The sequence below is a fragment of the Tamlana crocina genome (assembly GCF_012037625.1).
This window is the reverse complement of record NZ_JAAVJS010000012.1, coordinates 89,036-105,484: the sequence shown is the minus strand read 5'-3', so window position 1 is coordinate 105,484 and position 16,449 is coordinate 89,036. Positions and strand designations below refer to the sequence as shown.

The following is a 16,449-nucleotide window of genomic DNA, read 5'->3' as shown; positions in this document are numbered from 1 at the left end:
TTTGTGTGGTAGCCTTCGCATCATAGAGGTTACAAATTAAACCAATATTATGTTATGATTTCAAATTTTAATTTGAAACCCCAAGTTTTGCTTACTGTAATGGCGTTGTTTTGTGCTGTTTTCGGATGGGCGCAAAGCGATACCAGCACTGTAAAAGCGCAGTTTGCTTTGGGTGTTAATAGCCCATCGCAAGCTGGTTTTGTGAGTGATTTTGAATCGGAAGCCATTAACTTTCCAAGCATCAATTTAGGGTTGCAGTATATGTTCAAACCAAAATTTGGGGCAAAGCTCGATTTTGGTTACAACCGTTTTTCCAATGTGGAGAACACACCCGAATTTAAAGTAAACTATTCACGCATTAATGCCCAATTGGTTTTTGATGCTTCCGAAATGTTGAGTTTTTCAAAACACACGGGCTTGTTTTTACATGTTGGGCCGGGCTATTCCATGGTCAAACCTTTGGGCAATTACGGCGAAAACAAAACCTCGTTTTTAAACGCTTTGGGCGGATTGGAATTACATTATGGTGTTTCGGATGCACTCTCGGTGTATTTGGACGGTTCGTATATTTTTGGATTTACTGATGATTTCAATCCCGTTTCCAACGGTTTTGGCTCGTTTAACGGCAATGTATTAACCATAACCTTTGGCGCATCGATTTCGTTGAGTGGTTGTTATTATTGTGGAGGCCGATGAAAGAGCGCATTATTTTAGGGATTGACCCCGGAACGACCATTATGGGCTTCGGTCTCATAAAAGTAGTGGGGAAAACCATGCAGTTTATGCAATTGAACGAACTCGATTTAAAAAAATACGACGACCATTATTTAAAACTGAAACTCATTTTTGAACGCACCATCGAATTAATCGATACTCACAACCCAGACGAAATAGCCATTGAAGCGCCTTTCTACGGGAAAAATGTACAGAGTATGTTGAAGTTGGGTAGGGCGCAAGGAGTGGCTATGGCAGCAGGATTAAGTCGCGAAATACCCATAACCGAATATCTGCCGAAAAAAATAAAAATGGCCATAACCGGAAACGGAAATGCGAGCAAAGAACAGGTCGCAAAAATGCTGCAAGGCTTGTTGGGGCTAAAAACACTACCCAAAAACCTCGATGCGACCGATGGTTTGGCAGCGGCCGTTTGCCATTTTTATAACTCGGGCCGGGTTGAGCTTGGTAAAAGTTATTCTGGGTGGGCCGCTTTTGTAAAACATAACGAAGACAGGGTTAAAAAATAATGGCCGGCATCTACATCCATATTCCATTTTGCAAACAGGCCTGCCATTACTGTGATTTTCATTTTTCAACATCGATAAAGAAAAAGGATGAACTGCTTGCTTGTTTGACAAAAGAACTGGAACTTCGGAAAAACGAATTGAACAGTGTAACCGTTGAAACCATTTACTTTGGAGGTGGCACACCTTCATTGTTGTCGGTAGATGAATTACAATTTTTAATTGAAACGGTTTATAAAAACTACCCGGTAACCGAGCATCCAGAAATTACTTTAGAGGCCAATCCCGACGATTTGATACTGCCAAAATCGGAACCGAGTGGCCAAACCAACGAAACGATTTTCGAGGTCTATCGCAACATTGGCATTAACCGTTTGAGTATTGGTATTCAGTCGTTTTTTGAACGTGACTTAAAACTTATGAATCGGGCACACAATGCTGAAGAGGCTAAACAGTGTTTGGCAGAAGTTACCAAATATTTCGATAACATTTCCATCGATTTGATTTATGGTATCCCAGGGCTTACAAATGAACAATGGCAGGAAAATATTGAAACAGCGTTAGCGTTTAACGTGCCACATATTTCGTGCTATGCCCTAACCGTGGAGCCTAAAACCGCTTTGGAAACACTAATAAAAAAAGGCAAAATAGAAAATGTGGATGACGAAATGGCTCAACAGCATTTCAATATATTGTTGGAAAAATTAGAGGCTTCGGGGTTTGTGCATTATGAGCTTTCAAACTTTGGAAAGCGGAATTATTTCAGTAAAAACAATTCGGCCTATTGGCAGGGCAAACCTTATTTGGGCATTGGGCCTTCTGCGCATTCCTTCAACGGCACCAACAGAAGTTGGAATGTGGGCAACAATTCCAAATACATCAAAAGCATCCAGCAAAACCAATTGCCTAATGAAACGGAAACCCTTTCGGTTGCCGATAAATACAATGAATATGTAATGACGGGGCTGCGTACCATTTGGGGCGTTTCATTAAAGCATGTTGAAAATCAATTTGGTGAAAACTTTAAAAATTATCTTTTAAAACAATCTGGAATTTATATAAACCAATATTTGTTGTATATTGAAGATGATAGAGTTTTAACTACAAAAAAAGGCAAGTTTTTATGCGACGGCATAGCCTCCCATCTTTTTAAAATTAATTGATTTTGATTGCAACCATACAGTACAATTCCAGAAAACTTAAAATAGATTTAACCCAGCCTTTAGATATCTCCATGCCGATAAGGGCCTCGAATGACAACGTTACCGCTTGGTACGTTGACGCCCCGAAAATTGAACCGGTAAAAGACGGTGAGTGGGTGGCCAGCGTTAAAGATGGTGCCTGCATTAATTTTAACAATATTGAGTTTAATCCGCATGGACACGGCACGCACACCGAATGTGTGGGGCACATTACCGAAAAGCGACATTCCATAAACGAGAATTTAAAACAGTTTTTCTTTTTGGCCGAAGTGGTTACCGTAGCGCCCGAACAGTTAAATGGCGATGCGGTGATTTCGAAAAAGCAGATCCAGTTTGCTTTGGGTAATAAAAAACGCGATGCGGTAGTGATACGTACCATTCCCAATACAGCATCAAAATTATCAATGCAATATTCTAATACCAACCCCACATATTTATTGGAAGATGCCGCCGTTTATTTGCGAGAAAAAGGCATAAATCATTTGTTGATAGATTTGCCCAGCGTTGATAAAGAAAAAGACGATTGCCAATTGTTAAGCCATAATGCTTTTTGGAATACCAAAGGAAAAATACGCAAAGATGCTACCATTACCGAACTTATTTATGTGCCAAACCGTGTGCAGGATGGCGAATATTTTTTAAATTTACAAATAGCGCCCTTTGAGAATGATGCCACACCAAGCAAACCCATTTTGTATAAAATATTAGAGCCTGTTTAAATTTTTATGATTGACTTTTTGAACAGCTCATTTTTGTGCAGAATGAGGCAAAATTGAAGATAATAGCTGGGCTACTTGATGAAATTTCAACAAAATTATGTGCAAAAAGGGGCATAGAAAAACAATTGATAAAAACTTAAACAGGCTCTTAGAATAAATGGAAATATTTTTAGGTATAATTATCGGTGCTTTGGTATGTTTGGGCGTGGTTACGTTTTTAAAATCTGTCAAGAAAAAGCAGTTGGCGCATGCGCAATCCACCATTCTTTTAGATAAAATAAAACGGGTTTGTAAATTCATTACCGTTGAGGGCGACTTTGCTGAAATTTACCATTACGAAGATGTAAAACAACGTTTTTTAAAACTGGTGTCGAGCCGAAAAAAAGCTTTGGTGGTCATCAATGCCAAGGCTCATGTGGGTTACGATTTATCTAAAATTGAATTGAAAGCCGATACCGAAAAGAAGAAAATTTTATTGGAGCATTTTCCACAGCCCGAAGTGCTTTCCATTGAAACCAATTTGAATTATTACGATAAATCGGAAGGGTATTTCAATAGGTTTGAAGCTACCGATTTAACTGGGCTGCACAACGATGCCAAAATCCACATCGAAGAAAAAATTCCAGAAAGCGGATTGCTTCAAGTGGCACAACAAGAAGTGTTGGAAACCATTTCGCTTATTGAAACCATTGTGGAGACCATTGGTTGGAAATTGGATTATTCGGCTTTGGAAATTCCTGAAATGCAACAAAAACAACTGCCATGAATATCGAGCAAATACGAACTTATTGTTTAAATAAAAAAGGCACTACCGAAGACTTTCCTTTTGATGAAGATACGTTGGTGTTTAAAGTGGCCGGCAAAATGTTTGCGCTGGCCTCCCTAAAATGGTGGGAAAGAGGAGAAGCGGCAATCAACCTAAAAGGCGACCCCGAGTACTCCGAAACACTTCGTGCCGATTACAATAGCATCCGCCCCGGTTACCACATGAGCAAAAAACATTGGAACACACTCTATTTGCATGAGGGCGAACTGCCTGCACAATTTGTGAAAGATTTAATAGACCATTCTTACGAGATGGTGGTAAAAGGACTTCCAAAAAAGATAAGAGAGACACTAGTTTGAATAATAATTGGCTAAACCTTTCATTTCAAATGGTTTTTGTTGTATATTTAACATCTCTCAATCCTTAATTTTTTATAGCATAATCAAGTCCTTAAATCTTAAAGTAGAATTTAAATTCATTATTAACTTTAATATTTAACAGATTATGAAAACAACCAACCCATTATTTTCAGCATTAACCGCTGTGCTATTGCTATTCAATTTCTCAATTATTTCAGCTCAGGAAGATGCGCCAAAAAGACCAGAGTACGTCGCTATTACCACCATGCATTGGAACATGGACAAGGAGGATTTTAAAATGGACGAATGGAAAGCCATTGAAAAAGAGTACTTGGAAAAAGTCACCAAAAAAAATGAATTCATTATGGGGGCTTCCACTTATCTCCACGAATTTACACCCGATAATACCGAGTTGGTGTACGTGCAAACCTTTGCCACTTGGGACGATATGGGGAAATTTGCCGAAAGGAATTCAGAATTGGCAAAAGAAGCCTGGCCCGATGAAGAAGCCAGAAAAACTTTTTTTGATAAGCGGTTCTCGTATTATTCCGATGAGCATTCCGATGAGATTTACGCGCCGTTGCCCGGTGCCAAACTCATGAAGGAAGCACCCACCAAAGATTTGTTGTGCTACGTTAGAAAAACACACTTTGCCTTTCCAGAAGATGGTACGCAAGAAGAATTTATGGAAATGAGAAAAGAGTTTATCGAAAAAATAATCAATAAAAATGAATATATAAAGGGATATTACCCTAATGTACACGCTTGGGGGTCGGACAGGACAGAGCACATGGAAGCCTTTTTTATTGAATCTTGGGCCGATTTGGATAAAATGTACGACCGAACAGATGAATTAATGAAGGAAGCTTGGCCAGATGAAGAGCAGCGAAAAAAAGACGGTAAGGCATGGGGAAAGTATTTTACTGGAGTGCATGGCGATTATATGTACAAGCATGTACACGAACTTTCAAAATAACATCATAGCATAAATATTTTAAAGCGGCTGGCCAAAAGAAACATTTTTGCCAGCCGCTTTTGTTATTTAGGGTGATTAAATGAGTTCTAGTTTGCTAAAACGTTAATTAAACGTATAATTGTACCATCAAAAAATAAATCATGAGTATTTTACAAACCTTAAAAGATAGAAGCAACAATACTTGCGAGCTTTGTGGTTCAGCAGAACATTTAAGTCAATATACCATTCCGCCATCATTAAATGAAAATGTGGACAATGATGTTTTGGTTTGTAAAACCTGCTTAGATCAAATAAATGGAGGTTCAGAAATGGATCCCAACCATTGGCGCTGCCTTAACGACAGCATGTGGAGCGAGCACGTGGCGGTACAAATTATGGCTTGGCGCATGCTGCAGCGGTTACGTAACGAAGGTTGGCCAAAAGATTTGTTGGACATGATGTATCTTAGCGATGACGCTCTGGCACTGGCACGGGCAACAGGCGAAGATCAAGATGAAAGTGAAAAAATAGTGCATCGCGATGTTAACGGCACCATTTTAGAAAACGGCGACAATGTCGTTTTGATAAAGGACCTAAAGGTAAAAGGTTCCAGTATGGTGGCCAAACAAGGTTCGGCTGTAAGGAATATTCGTTTGGATTATGAAAACGCTACTTATATTGAAGGCAAAGTTGATGGGCAGCAAATAGTAATCCTTACCCAATACGTAAAGAAAACCTAGTTTTTGTCTTTTTTATTGAACCACCCCAAGCCCAACGGGAACATGAAAACCAAAAAAAGGTACCTGCCGGTTATAAGTCCGAAAATGGTTATGGCAGCCAAAACAGTCATAAGGGCGATTTTGTAATGGTATTTCATTTATAAAATGATGAGCGGGTAAGTCTTGAATTTAAGTAGTGGTGTGCGCAATAATTTTCCAATCGCCATTGATGCTTTTAACTACCAGCATAAAAATACCATCGGCATTGCCCATGTCGCGCTTAATGTGGTATTCTCCTAAAATATAATAAGAATTATTGGTAATGGGAGTAATGGCGTTGATTTTATAGCTGAGTTTGCCAGTGTGTTTTTCTGTGGGGTAGGCTTTTTCGTAACGATCGAACGTGTCGTACCAGCCCTCAATCACACCATGGCTACTGTAAAATTTTAACGAATCGCTTTTCCAATAGGCATCCATGTATTCCTCTAAATTGTAGTTGGACCAAGCGATGCGTTGTTTCTTTAAAACTTTATTGATAGCCTTAATATCGTCTTCAATATTGGCCTGAGAAAAACCAAAAAAGCCACAAAACAAGAAGGTTAATAAGAATAGTTTTTTCATTCCGGTCTATTTTAAAGTCTTCAAAAGTAGCAAAATCTGTTTATTAAAACAGGTCGCTCATCGATCAAATTGACAGACGTTTTGTTTTTATCTGAAGTTAAAATCGATTTGTCGAAAAAATAGTGCAAATACCTTGCCTCTTTTCTATTTTTATCTCACAATCAAACGATTGGTTTCCCTCAAGTTTAAAATGTTTAACCGTTAACACTCGTGTATTATGGATTTAAAAATCACCAATTGCAACAACTTCTTTAAAATTAAAGGCACCCTTAACAAAACCAACATTGGTTTGTTTCACCAAGAATTCAACAATATTTTTGACAAGGCAAAAGATGTTACCATCAGTGTTCAAGACATTGAAAGTATGGATAAATTTGGTGTTGAAGCTATTGCCAAATTGCACAACGAAGCTTTAGTGAAAAATAAACGGTTCTCTATTGTTGGGTTTGGTTGCAAGGAGCTTTACGACCATTTTCAAACCAATACTGCGGCTTAAAATTACAACACATTTTTTTGCTTATTGAAAAAGGCATCGGCCTGCAATTGCATCAATTGCCTAGCTTTTTTGCGCTTGTATTGGTAGAGTTCGTCCTCTTGTTCAATATCGGTATAAATCCTATTGTTTATGGCGATATCGGTTTTGAGCATTGTTTCTCGTTGGTTTTTGTTTTGAAGTGCGTGGGCTTTTATGGCTTCTTCTTGGTCTTCCAATTTAAAGTCGTAAGCCCCTTGCGGAGCAAGTAACTTTACGAATATGGGTGCCGTTTCAATGGCTAAAAACAGCAAGAAAATAAACAATGAAGGCAATAAAGGCAATTTGCCCAAGGCATTGACGCGCGCCATCAAACCATCAAAATTATTGATAATGGGTTGGGTGTTGGTTAACTCGTTATTGTAATTGCTTTGAAGCTGAACTATTTGTTTTTCAATCGAAACCATTTTGGCTTTGTTTTCGGTTTTTAGTTGTTGGAGTTCGGCCAAAGCGGCATCGTGCTTTTCTCGTTTTTCATTGTAAACCGGGCCTTTTCCCAAAAGTTTTGTGCCGGCTGTGCCCTCAGCTTCCAAAATGTATGTGTCGTAAAGCGCATTCACTTTGGTTTCTTTGGTAACGATCTGATTTTGTAATTGGGTTATTTCATTTTGAAGATTTTTAATTTCAGGTGTAAATTGTTCGGCTATTTGACTCTTATTCGCTAAGGTCAATTCATTTTTTTGTTCCAAAAGCACTTGGTTAATTTCCTTTTCAAAAACTTTCAGCTCCAAAGGTTGCGAAATCACCACTGCAATTATAATTGCCAAAATAATTCGTGGTATAGCCTGAGTAAATTCATTTAATGGTTGTCCTGTTTTTTTTATTGTAGAAACAATGTAGCGGTCCAAATTGAATATGAGCAAACCCCAAATGAGCCCGAAAAATATTGCCGAGTATAAGTTTTCAAAAATAACGAACAGCGCGTAGCTAGAAGCGATAAAAGCCATGATGGCTGTAAAGAATACAGTGGCTCCGATGCCGACATATTTATTCTGTTCGCCTACAGAACAATCATTTAAAATATGGGTGTCTGCGCCCGAGCAGATGATGAAAAATTGCTTTAACATGATGAGTGATTTTTTTGATTGATGTTCAGACTGTGCAGAACACAGTCTGACTATTAGAACGTTAAAGCGGTTGGTTTGTTACATAAATCGGCTTAAAATACTCTATTTTTTTCGAGACCGAACGCTTTCAATCAAAACTGTAGCTAAAATTAGCGAACCACCAAGCATCGTATTTTTAGTCGGTATTTCGTTTAAAAAAATAAAAGCAATGATAATTCCGAAGATTGGTTGAATACTATTGATAATACTGGCCGTACTTACCGAAAAGTGTTTCAAACTATATATTAACAAGGTGTGCCCAATAGCGGTAACCACAACAGCTAACAGTATAATGTAGGGATACTGCGTAATAATATTTGAAGTGTCCATAAAAAACAAAGCGGGCAAAAACACAGCCGTTAAAATACTAGTTTGATAAAACATAATACTCGTGGGGTTGTAACTGCTGGTAAGTTTTTTTGAAATAATATTACGCAAGGCATAGCACAAAGCCGAAAGTAAGCCAAATAGAATGCCTTTAAAGTACGTGTTTTCTAGATTAAATTCTGGCGCCATAATGTACATGCCCACTAAAACCATAATCCCTAAAAGGATATAAATAGGGTCGAACTTTATTTTTATAAAAAATGGTTCTAAAAACGCGGTAAAAATAGGGAACACGAATAGGGAAAGCATCCCAATGGCTACGTTCGATAATTTTAATGCAAAGAAATAGAACAACCAATGTCCGCCCATTAAAAGGGCACTAATGCCAATGGAAACCGCATCTTGTTGGGATTGTATTTTTAAATTGAATTTTTTATACACACAGAACCCCAGTAAAAATAGAGCACCTAAAATACTGCGCCACCAAACTACTACGGGCGTGGGCATATCGATATAACGGCCTAAAGCACCCGAAGCACTAATAAAAAGTGTAGCTAATGCGAGCTGAAGGAGATAATTACTGTGTTGGTTTTTCAAAGGTTTAATAACTTTAAAAGTTTGGTTTGCGTTGAGTTTTGCGCTAGGGATAGAAGAGGAAAGCCCACAGCGACGAAGGAGCGAGGACTTGTAACGTATAGCCCGACCCTTGAGGTAGCGCCCAAATTATTTTGATAATTCTGTAAAGTATTTGTAAAAATAGGGGATGGTTTCTATGCCTTTTAGGTAGTTCCAGATACCGAAATGCTCGTTGGGGGAATGTATGGCATCGCTATCCAGCCCAAACCCCATAAGTATAATTTTACTTTCCAGTTCCTGTTCGAAAAGCGATACAATGGGAATGCTGCCACCACTGCGCTGCGGAATGGGCTTTTTGCCAAAGGTTTGCTCGTAGGCTTTACTTGCGGCTTGGTAACCAATACTGCTAATAGGGGTAACGTAACCTTGTCCGCCGTGATGCGGAGTCACTTTAACCTTAACGCCTTTTGGGGCAAGACTTTCAAAATGTGCGGTAAAAAGCTTCGTGATTTCCTGCCAATCTTGGTTAGGTACTAAGCGCATGGATATTTTTGCATAGGCTTTGCTCGGAATAACGGTTTTAGCACCTTCACCAATGTAGCCGCCCCAAATACCATTAACGTCGAGTGTTGGGCGGATGGAATTCCGCTCGTTGGTGGTGAATCCGTCTTCTCCATAAACCGCATCGATGTCCAAAGCTTTTTTATAGTTTTCCAAACTGAAAGGCGCTTTGGCCATTTCGGTACGTTCTTCGGTTGAAAGTTCTTCAACTTTATCGTAAAACTCGGGGATGGTTATATGGTTGTTTTCGTTATGCAATGAGGCAATCATTTTGGTTAAAATATTGATGGGGTTGGCCACAGCGCCACCGTACAAACCGGAATGCAAATCGCGGTTGGGGCCTGTAACTTCCACTTCTACGTAGCTTAAGCCCCTGAGCCCAGTAGTTATTGACGGGGTGTCGTTAGCTATCATCCCTGTATCGGAAATAAGGATCACATCATTTTTTAGTTTATCGCGATTGCTTTTAACAAAATCACCAAGATTGGCGCTGCCAACTTCCTCTTCGCCTTCAATCATAAATTTTACATTGCAGGGCAGTTGGTTAGTTTTTACCATAATCTCAAAAGCTTTTACGTGCATGTACATTTGGCCTTTGTCGTCGCAAGCACCACGTGCAAAAATGGCACCGTCGGGATGTTTTTCCGTAGTTTTAATTACCGGTTCAAAAGGCGGTGAATTCCATAAATTTAATGGGTCTGGTGGTTGTACGTCGTAATGCCCGTAAACTAAAACAGTAGGAAGGTTTTTATCTATTGTTTTTTTGCCATACACAATGGGGTAGCCTGCAGTTGGGCATATTTCAACCGTATCGCATCCTGCTTTTTCTAAACAGGATTTAATGGCTTCGGCTGTTTTTAAAACATCGGATTTGTATGCGGAGTCGGCACTTATTGATGGAATTTTTAGAAGTTCAATAAGTTCGTTTAAAAATCGCTCTTTGTGCTCTTTTATATATGATGGAATGTTTTTCATAAAATAGGGAATGTTTCTTTTCAAAAGTATAAAAAAAGAATGTTTTTAGGGCTTTGGTGTTTGCAATTTAAAAATCTTGTTTATATTTGCATCCCGATTCCCGATAGTAATTGGGATAGGACATATTGCGGGCGTGGTGGAATTGGTAGACACGCTAGACTTAGGATCTAGTGCCGCGAGGTGTGAGAGTTCGAGTCTCTCCGCCCGCACCTCGAAAAAGCTTCTCAGATTTGAGAGGCTTTTTTTGTTTTAATGCAATATCTTCGTTAGTTGCCCACTTTAGTTACTACATATTTATTAAACAGTTTGTTTTTGAGGAATGTTTTAAGTTATGAAGCAAAGCTTGAAATTTTGTTTTAAGCTGGGACTGCCTTTTAAAAATAATATTAATTTAATTTTTTTATAACAGTCAGCCATTGTAGAAGCAATAGTTTTATCGGCAAAAATCTTAGCTATTTTAGTTCGATGAAGGAAGACAGAATACTTTTTGAATGTGTTAAAAAGGATAACCAGCGTGCTTTGGAACAGCTATTTCAAAAGTATTATTTTAACTTGTGTCTGTATGCTAAAAAATATGTGGTGAGTGCAGATTTGGCCGAAGAAGTAGTGGCCGATGTGTTCTTTAAAATTTGGCAAAACAGAAAGACGCTCCAAATCAATACGTCGCTAAAATCATATTTGTTTGTGGCGACTAAAAACCTGTCCATCAATGTTGTCAATAAAGCAAAAAGCGATTATTTAAAGCAGGAAATTCCAGAAATTAGTATCAGTTTTTCTCATCTTAATTCTGATGAATCTTTACACTATAATGAGGTTAAAATACAAATAGACCAGATTATAGAAGAACTACCGCCGCAGCGAAAAATCATTTTTAAGCTCAATAGAATAGACGGACTTAAATACAAAGAAATAGCCGAAAAGTTGGGTATTTCGGTTAGTACTGTGCAAAAGCAAATGGTTGAAGCCATAAAACATGTTTCCCAATACGAATCGCAATTTATAACGTTTGTTATTTCTTTTTGTTTGAGTTTTATTGACGTTTAGATAACGATTTGTTAATAAGTTTCAATGGTAGATTAAACGCCTCATACTGGTCTTAATAGTAAAAGATCAGATAATATGAACGATGAAGTTTTTTACGAAATCGCTATAAAGAATTTAACAAACGAATCTTCTGAAGAAGAGAGGGCGCAGTTAAAACGATACCTTTTACTTCCCGAATATCAAGCCAAGTATGATGAACTTGCCGACGTGCTTAAAAACCACCCTGACGAAGTTTTTCAAGAATTCAACCTTAATCGCGGGCTTAAAAAACTACGCTATAAAATAAAGCAGGCCGAGAGTGATAATTTCTTTTCAAATAGAAAAATAATGGCCATTGCTGCGTCTTTGGTAGTGCTGTTAGGATTGGGGATGCTTTTTAACAATGATTCTTTTGTGCCAAAACCTATTAACTATGTTTCTGTCGCCAGTATGGCGGGCCAACGTACAGAAATCTTTCTGCCCGATAGCTCGATAGTGTATTTAAATTCTGGAGCTACCATCCGTTATCCTGAAAAATTTGTAAACAACCATAGAGATGTAGAATTGAGGGGCGAAGCCTTTTTTAAAGTAAAACGAAACGTTGATAAACCTTTTACGGTTATTTCGGGGAATTTTAAAACTACCGTTTTGGGAACTTCATTCAGTGTGAGCAATAATGACGAGAACGACTTTCAAGTGGCCGTAAAAACCGGAAAGGTTAAGGTTGAAAACAATATCACCAAAAAACAATTCATACTTATAAAAAACACCCAAGTCGCTTTTAATGCTGAGGATGGGGAACTGGAAAAATCTACTGTAAATGCCGAATACGTAACCGATTGGCATAAAAATCTGCTACGTTTCGATGCGATTACCGCCAAAGTAGCTTTTAGCAAAATTGAAAAGTGGTACAATGTTAAAATTCATTGTGAAGCTGATTCCATTTTAAATAGAAAAATACGGGCAGCCTACAGTGATGAACCTCTTGAAAAAGTATTTAAAAGTTTGGAATTCATGATAGGCTTAAAGTACGAAATTGAAAACGATACGATACTAATAAAATAAGTTATAAGAATAAAAACGCAATCGAAAACAATAAAAAAAACTGGAACTGTGTCACCAGCTCCAGCTTCTCAGAATTTTTTAAAATCCTATTTACTAAAAAAGTAACACTAAATTATGAAATTAAATTTATACCAAAAAAGGAAATTTTTTTCCGACAAGGTTTTGATGGTATTTATCGCGACCATCACTCTTTTTGGGCTATCTACCCAATGTGTTTCAGCACAAAACAATCTTGAAAAAACTACAACACTTAAAGTAAAAAATGTAACTCTAAATCAGTTATTCAATCAATTAGAGAAAAACACACCGTACCGGTTTAGTTATTCAGACGATATACTAAATAATAAAAAGGTATTCACCTATAATTTCACCAACGAGAAATTACAAACCATTTTAGACCAAATTAGTAAAGACGCTGAATTAAACTACTTGGTAAGCGGTTCTACCATTACGCTAAGCGGTTTAAAAAAAGTAAAGGTTTACGGCCAAGTTAAAGACGAGCAAGGCATGCCTTTAGTTGGGGTAAATGTTATTTTGAAAGGCACAAAAGTTGGAGTGCTTACCGATTTTGACGGGAATTATGACCTGCAGGCACCTGAAAATAGTACTCTTCTGTTTTCTTTTATGGGAATGAATAGTGTTGAAACTTCAATCAGAAATGGGGGGCTGTTCAATATCACCATGCAAGAGGATGTGGTCGCCATGGATGAAGTTGTGGTAACGGCATTGAATATTACCCGTGAGGAAAAATCTTTGGGATATTCTGTGGCCAAAATTGAAAGCGACGAAATCACCAAAACCGTTTCGGGAAACTGGCTGAACAGTTTAGGCGGTAAAGTTGCGGGGTTGACGTTTACTTCGGCAAATTCAGGGCCCAGTAGCTCTATTCGGGTTACCTTAAGAGGAGACCAATCGTTAAATTATGGTAATAACGAAGCGCTATTTGTTATTGATGGTGTGCCTGTAAATTCTGGGACAACGGCTACCCGAAGTGTTAGTAATTATGCACAGGCCGATGCACCTGTAGATTATGGCGATGGCATGAGTGATATTAATCCAGATGATATCGAATCGGTTTCAGTTTTAAAAGGGCCAGCGGCTGCGGCATTGTACGGTTCGCGTGCGGCCAATGGCGCCATTATGATTACCACCAAATCGGGCAAAAAAAATAAAGGTTTGGGTATTACGGTAAACTCTTCGGTAACTTTCGAGCAGGCTGGTTTTTTTCCGGATTTTCAAACGCAATTTGGTAATGGTTCCGACATGGGTGCTAGTGAATATTCACTTTGGAACCTTACGTCAGAAATGGCTCCAGATGGCGTAGAGCAACCAAGGCACTATTCGCGCTATACATTTGGGGAGGCATTCGATGCCAACAAAATGCGTTATTTGTACGCCTCTAAAAATTGGGATGATGATACCTACACCAAATTACCATGGGTATATCAAGACGATTGGTACACGGGCTTATTCCAAACCGGTGTAACAACAAACAATACGGTTAGCATCAACGGAAATAACGGCAAAGGAACATCAACACGTTTTTCGGTAACCGATTTTAAAAACGAATGGATTTTACCTAACACGGGTTTTAATAGAAACACCGTTTCACTTGCTATAAATACGCCTGTTTCAGATAAGATAAAGTTGAACGCAAAGGTTAATTATTACAAAAAGAAAAGTGATAACATGCCGGTTAGTGGTTACGATGAAACCAACCCAATGTATAATTTAGTTTGGGGCTTTAATGTAAACAGTATTCAAGATTGGAAAGATGAGTATTTTGAAGGACGTTACAACTATGCGAACTGGAATTCCGGTGGCGAAAATGGTATGGGACTTGTGTTTCCTTCGGCGAATTCTTTTAATCCATACCGTACTTTATACGAAGCCTTAAACTCACAAGATAAAGATCGGGTTTTTGGTAGTATAGGTTTGAATTTCGATTTGTTAAAAGGCCTTACTTTAGATTTGCGTTCTGGTGTAGATTGGTCTGATGAATTTAGAACACAGCGTAAACCACATTATACGGGAGGGGTGCCAAACGGTTTTTATCGAGAGCAAACCGTTAGGGTTTTGGAAAACAACAACGATTTTATGCTGCGTTACAACAATACGTTTAGCGATGGCCGTTTTGGGCTTTCTGCTATGGTTGGTGGTAACAATCGTGTTAACGAATATTACAACAGTAAGATTACATTAAGCGAGTTAGGTGAAGAGGGCATTTACCACACGACAAACTTGCCTACAGGGGTCAACCCAGACCCGTATAACTACCGTAGCGAAAAAGTAGTAAATAGTTTGTATGGTTTGTTGTCTTTAAGTTGGGACGATGCCTATTTTTTAGATGTTACGGCCCGTAACGATTGGTCCAGTACGTTATCCAGGGGGAATTGGTCGTATTTTTACCCATCGGTTTCGGCAAGTGTTCTGTTGGACAAAACATTCAATTTTCAAGAGAATGCGCCATGGGTAGATATGTTAAAGGCTCGTGTATCTTGGGCAAACGTAGGTAACGATACTTCGGCATATTCTCTTGATCAAGTTTATGGCACAACTTCATATCCGGGAGGTTACAAGCTACCAGGAAATATTCCAGATCCGTTAATTCAACCAGAAAATGTAGAAAGCTGGGAGGCTGGAATTGAAGCCAAGCTGTTTAAAAACAGACTGTCTTTTGATGTTACGGCTTATCATTCTTCAACCACAAATCAAATTGTTTCTGTTGATGTGGACCAGATTACCGGTGCAACGGGAATGACTATTAATGCCGGTGAAATTTCCAATAAGGGATTAGAGGTTTCTGCGAATTTTGTACCTGTAAGAACCAAAGATTTTAAATGGGATTTTGATGTCACATGGTCTAAAAACATTAATAAGTTAGTGAGCTTACAGGATGGTTGGGATCCTACGGTACCACTACAAACCGATATGGGAACTACCATTGGAAGCAGAACTTATGTGTATTCTTATGTAGGTGAAGAGATGCACGTTATTTACGGTCGTGGGTTTCAAAGAGCACCGGAAGGCGCTACTTACATTGATGAAAATGGTGAAGAGCAAGATGCTTCGGGCATGCATATTGTAAATTCTGAAGGCTATCCGGTTTTGGATAATTCTCCCGAAACAAGAATTGGTAGTGTAAACCCAGACTGGCGAGCAGGTATGGTACAGCGTTTTAAGTATAAAAACTTAATGCTTTCGGCAACTTTTGCAGGGCAATTGGGCGGAAATGCTTTTTCGGTAACAAACTTTGCTTTGTCTTACCAAGGTAAACTTAATAACTCAGTTGAAGGGCGTTACGATGGCATAGTGCACCCTGGTGTTAATGCCGTTGAAAATACAGATGGTTCTATCAACTACACCAAAAATAATACGGTAACAAACAGTATTCAAACCTATTACAATACTTACGTTTGGAATCGTAACAATACCGAAATGAACACCTTCGATACTTCTTATTTAAAACTAAGGGAATTGCGTTTAGATTATCAATTGCCTGCAAAATTAATAAGCAAAATCGGGGCATTTAAAGATGTAAGTTTTGGGGCCTACGCTACCAATGTATTCAGTATTACAGATTTTCCGCAGTACGATCCGGATACGGGTATGTTAAATGGCTCTAACATTTATAAAGGTATTGAATCGATGACTTTCCCGATGACAAGAACTTACGGATTAAACGTTAAACTTTCATTCTAA

At 38.5% G+C, this 16,449-nt stretch carries 16 protein-coding genes and 1 tRNA gene; 13 read left to right on the top strand and 4 right to left on the bottom strand.

What is annotated here, in order from left to right; translation table 11 throughout:
- Positions 1–54 precede the first annotated feature (54 nt).
- The 8 genes from HC176_RS10220 to HC176_RS10185 all read left to right on the top strand — a co-directional run bounded on the left by HC176_RS10220 (position 55) and on the right by HC176_RS10185 (position 5,982).
- A complete protein-coding gene (locus HC176_RS10220; protein WP_167918104.1) occupies positions 55–696 on the top strand; it encodes an outer membrane beta-barrel protein in 642 nt (213 codons plus the stop codon).
- The gene (ruvC, locus tag HC176_RS10215; protein ID WP_167918103.1) at positions 693–1,244 is read left to right on the top strand and encodes a crossover junction endodeoxyribonuclease RuvC; all 552 of its coding nucleotides are present in this window, start codon (positions 693–695) and stop codon (positions 1,242–1,244) included. Before HC176_RS10220 ends, ruvC begins: the two co-directional genes overlap by 4 nt.
- Positions 1,244–2,404 (top strand): radical SAM family heme chaperone HemW, encoded by a 1,161-nt coding sequence (gene hemW, locus HC176_RS10210; protein ID WP_167918102.1) that lies wholly within the window; start codon positions 1,244–1,246, stop codon positions 2,402–2,404. The genes ruvC and hemW overlap by 1 nt, the downstream gene beginning before the upstream one ends.
- A gap of 2 nt (positions 2,405–2,406) precedes the next feature.
- The gene (locus tag HC176_RS10205; protein WP_167918101.1) at positions 2,407–3,162 is read left to right on the top strand and encodes a cyclase family protein; all 756 of its coding nucleotides are present in this window, start codon (positions 2,407–2,409) and stop codon (positions 3,160–3,162) included.
- Between the two features lie 157 nt (positions 3,163–3,319).
- Positions 3,320–3,928: a DUF4230 domain-containing protein gene (locus HC176_RS10200; protein ID WP_167918100.1), complete on the top strand. Its 609-nt coding sequence runs from the start codon at positions 3,320–3,322 to the stop codon at positions 3,926–3,928.
- Positions 3,925–4,287 (top strand): MmcQ/YjbR family DNA-binding protein, encoded by a 363-nt coding sequence (locus tag HC176_RS10195; RefSeq protein WP_167918099.1) that lies wholly within the window; start codon positions 3,925–3,927, stop codon positions 4,285–4,287. Before HC176_RS10200 ends, HC176_RS10195 begins: the two co-directional genes overlap by 4 nt.
- 145 nt (positions 4,288–4,432) lie before the next feature.
- Positions 4,433–5,263: a hypothetical protein gene (locus HC176_RS10190; protein ID WP_167918098.1), complete on the top strand. Its 831-nt coding sequence runs from the start codon at positions 4,433–4,435 to the stop codon at positions 5,261–5,263.
- 140 nt (positions 5,264–5,403) lie between these two features.
- The gene (locus HC176_RS10185) at positions 5,404–5,982 is read left to right on the top strand and encodes a PhnA domain-containing protein (RefSeq protein ID WP_167918097.1); all 579 of its coding nucleotides are present in this window, start codon (positions 5,404–5,406) and stop codon (positions 5,980–5,982) included.
- 168 nt (positions 5,983–6,150) lie between these two features.
- Here HC176_RS10185 and HC176_RS10180 read toward each other — a convergent pair whose 3' ends face one another.
- A complete protein-coding gene (locus tag HC176_RS10180; RefSeq protein WP_167918096.1) occupies positions 6,151–6,582 on the bottom strand; it encodes a DUF4440 domain-containing protein in 432 nt (143 codons plus the stop codon).
- A gap of 217 nt (positions 6,583–6,799) precedes the next feature.
- Between HC176_RS10180 and HC176_RS10175 the strand changes: the two genes are divergently transcribed.
- Positions 6,800–7,078, top strand: coding sequence for an STAS domain-containing protein (locus HC176_RS10175; protein ID WP_167918095.1), 279 nt, complete (start codon positions 6,800–6,802; stop codon positions 7,076–7,078).
- Positions 7,079–7,080: 2 nt separating this feature from the next.
- On the opposite strand, the gene HC176_RS10170 is transcribed toward HC176_RS10175, so the two are convergent.
- The 3 genes from HC176_RS10170 to HC176_RS10160 form a co-directional block, all read right to left on the bottom strand.
- The gene (locus HC176_RS10170; RefSeq protein WP_167918094.1) at positions 7,081–8,181 is read right to left on the bottom strand and encodes a DUF4407 domain-containing protein; all 1,101 of its coding nucleotides are present in this window, start codon (positions 8,179–8,181) and stop codon (positions 7,081–7,083) included.
- Positions 8,182–8,283: 102 nt separating this feature from the next.
- Positions 8,284–9,144, bottom strand: coding sequence for a DMT family transporter (locus HC176_RS10165; protein WP_167918093.1), 861 nt, complete (start codon positions 9,142–9,144; stop codon positions 8,284–8,286).
- A 126-nt stretch (positions 9,145–9,270) separates the two neighbouring features.
- Positions 9,271–10,659, bottom strand: coding sequence for a dipeptidase (locus tag HC176_RS10160; RefSeq protein WP_167918092.1), 1,389 nt, complete (start codon positions 10,657–10,659; stop codon positions 9,271–9,273).
- 127 nt (positions 10,660–10,786) lie between these two features.
- On the opposite strand from HC176_RS10160, the gene HC176_RS10155 reads away from it, so the two are divergent.
- From HC176_RS10155 to HC176_RS10140, 4 genes are all read left to right on the top strand, one after another.
- Positions 10,787–10,868, top strand: a tRNA-Leu gene (locus HC176_RS10155).
- Between the two features lie 256 nt (positions 10,869–11,124).
- Positions 11,125–11,703, top strand: coding sequence for an RNA polymerase sigma-70 factor (locus HC176_RS10150; protein ID WP_167918091.1), 579 nt, complete (start codon positions 11,125–11,127; stop codon positions 11,701–11,703).
- A gap of 75 nt (positions 11,704–11,778) precedes the next feature.
- Positions 11,779–12,747 (top strand): FecR family protein, encoded by a 969-nt coding sequence (locus tag HC176_RS10145; protein ID WP_167918090.1) that lies wholly within the window; start codon positions 11,779–11,781, stop codon positions 12,745–12,747.
- Between the two features lie 114 nt (positions 12,748–12,861).
- On the top strand, positions 12,862–16,449 hold the full coding sequence (locus HC176_RS10140) for a SusC/RagA family TonB-linked outer membrane protein (protein ID WP_167918089.1): 3,588 nt from the start codon (positions 12,862–12,864) through the stop codon (positions 16,447–16,449).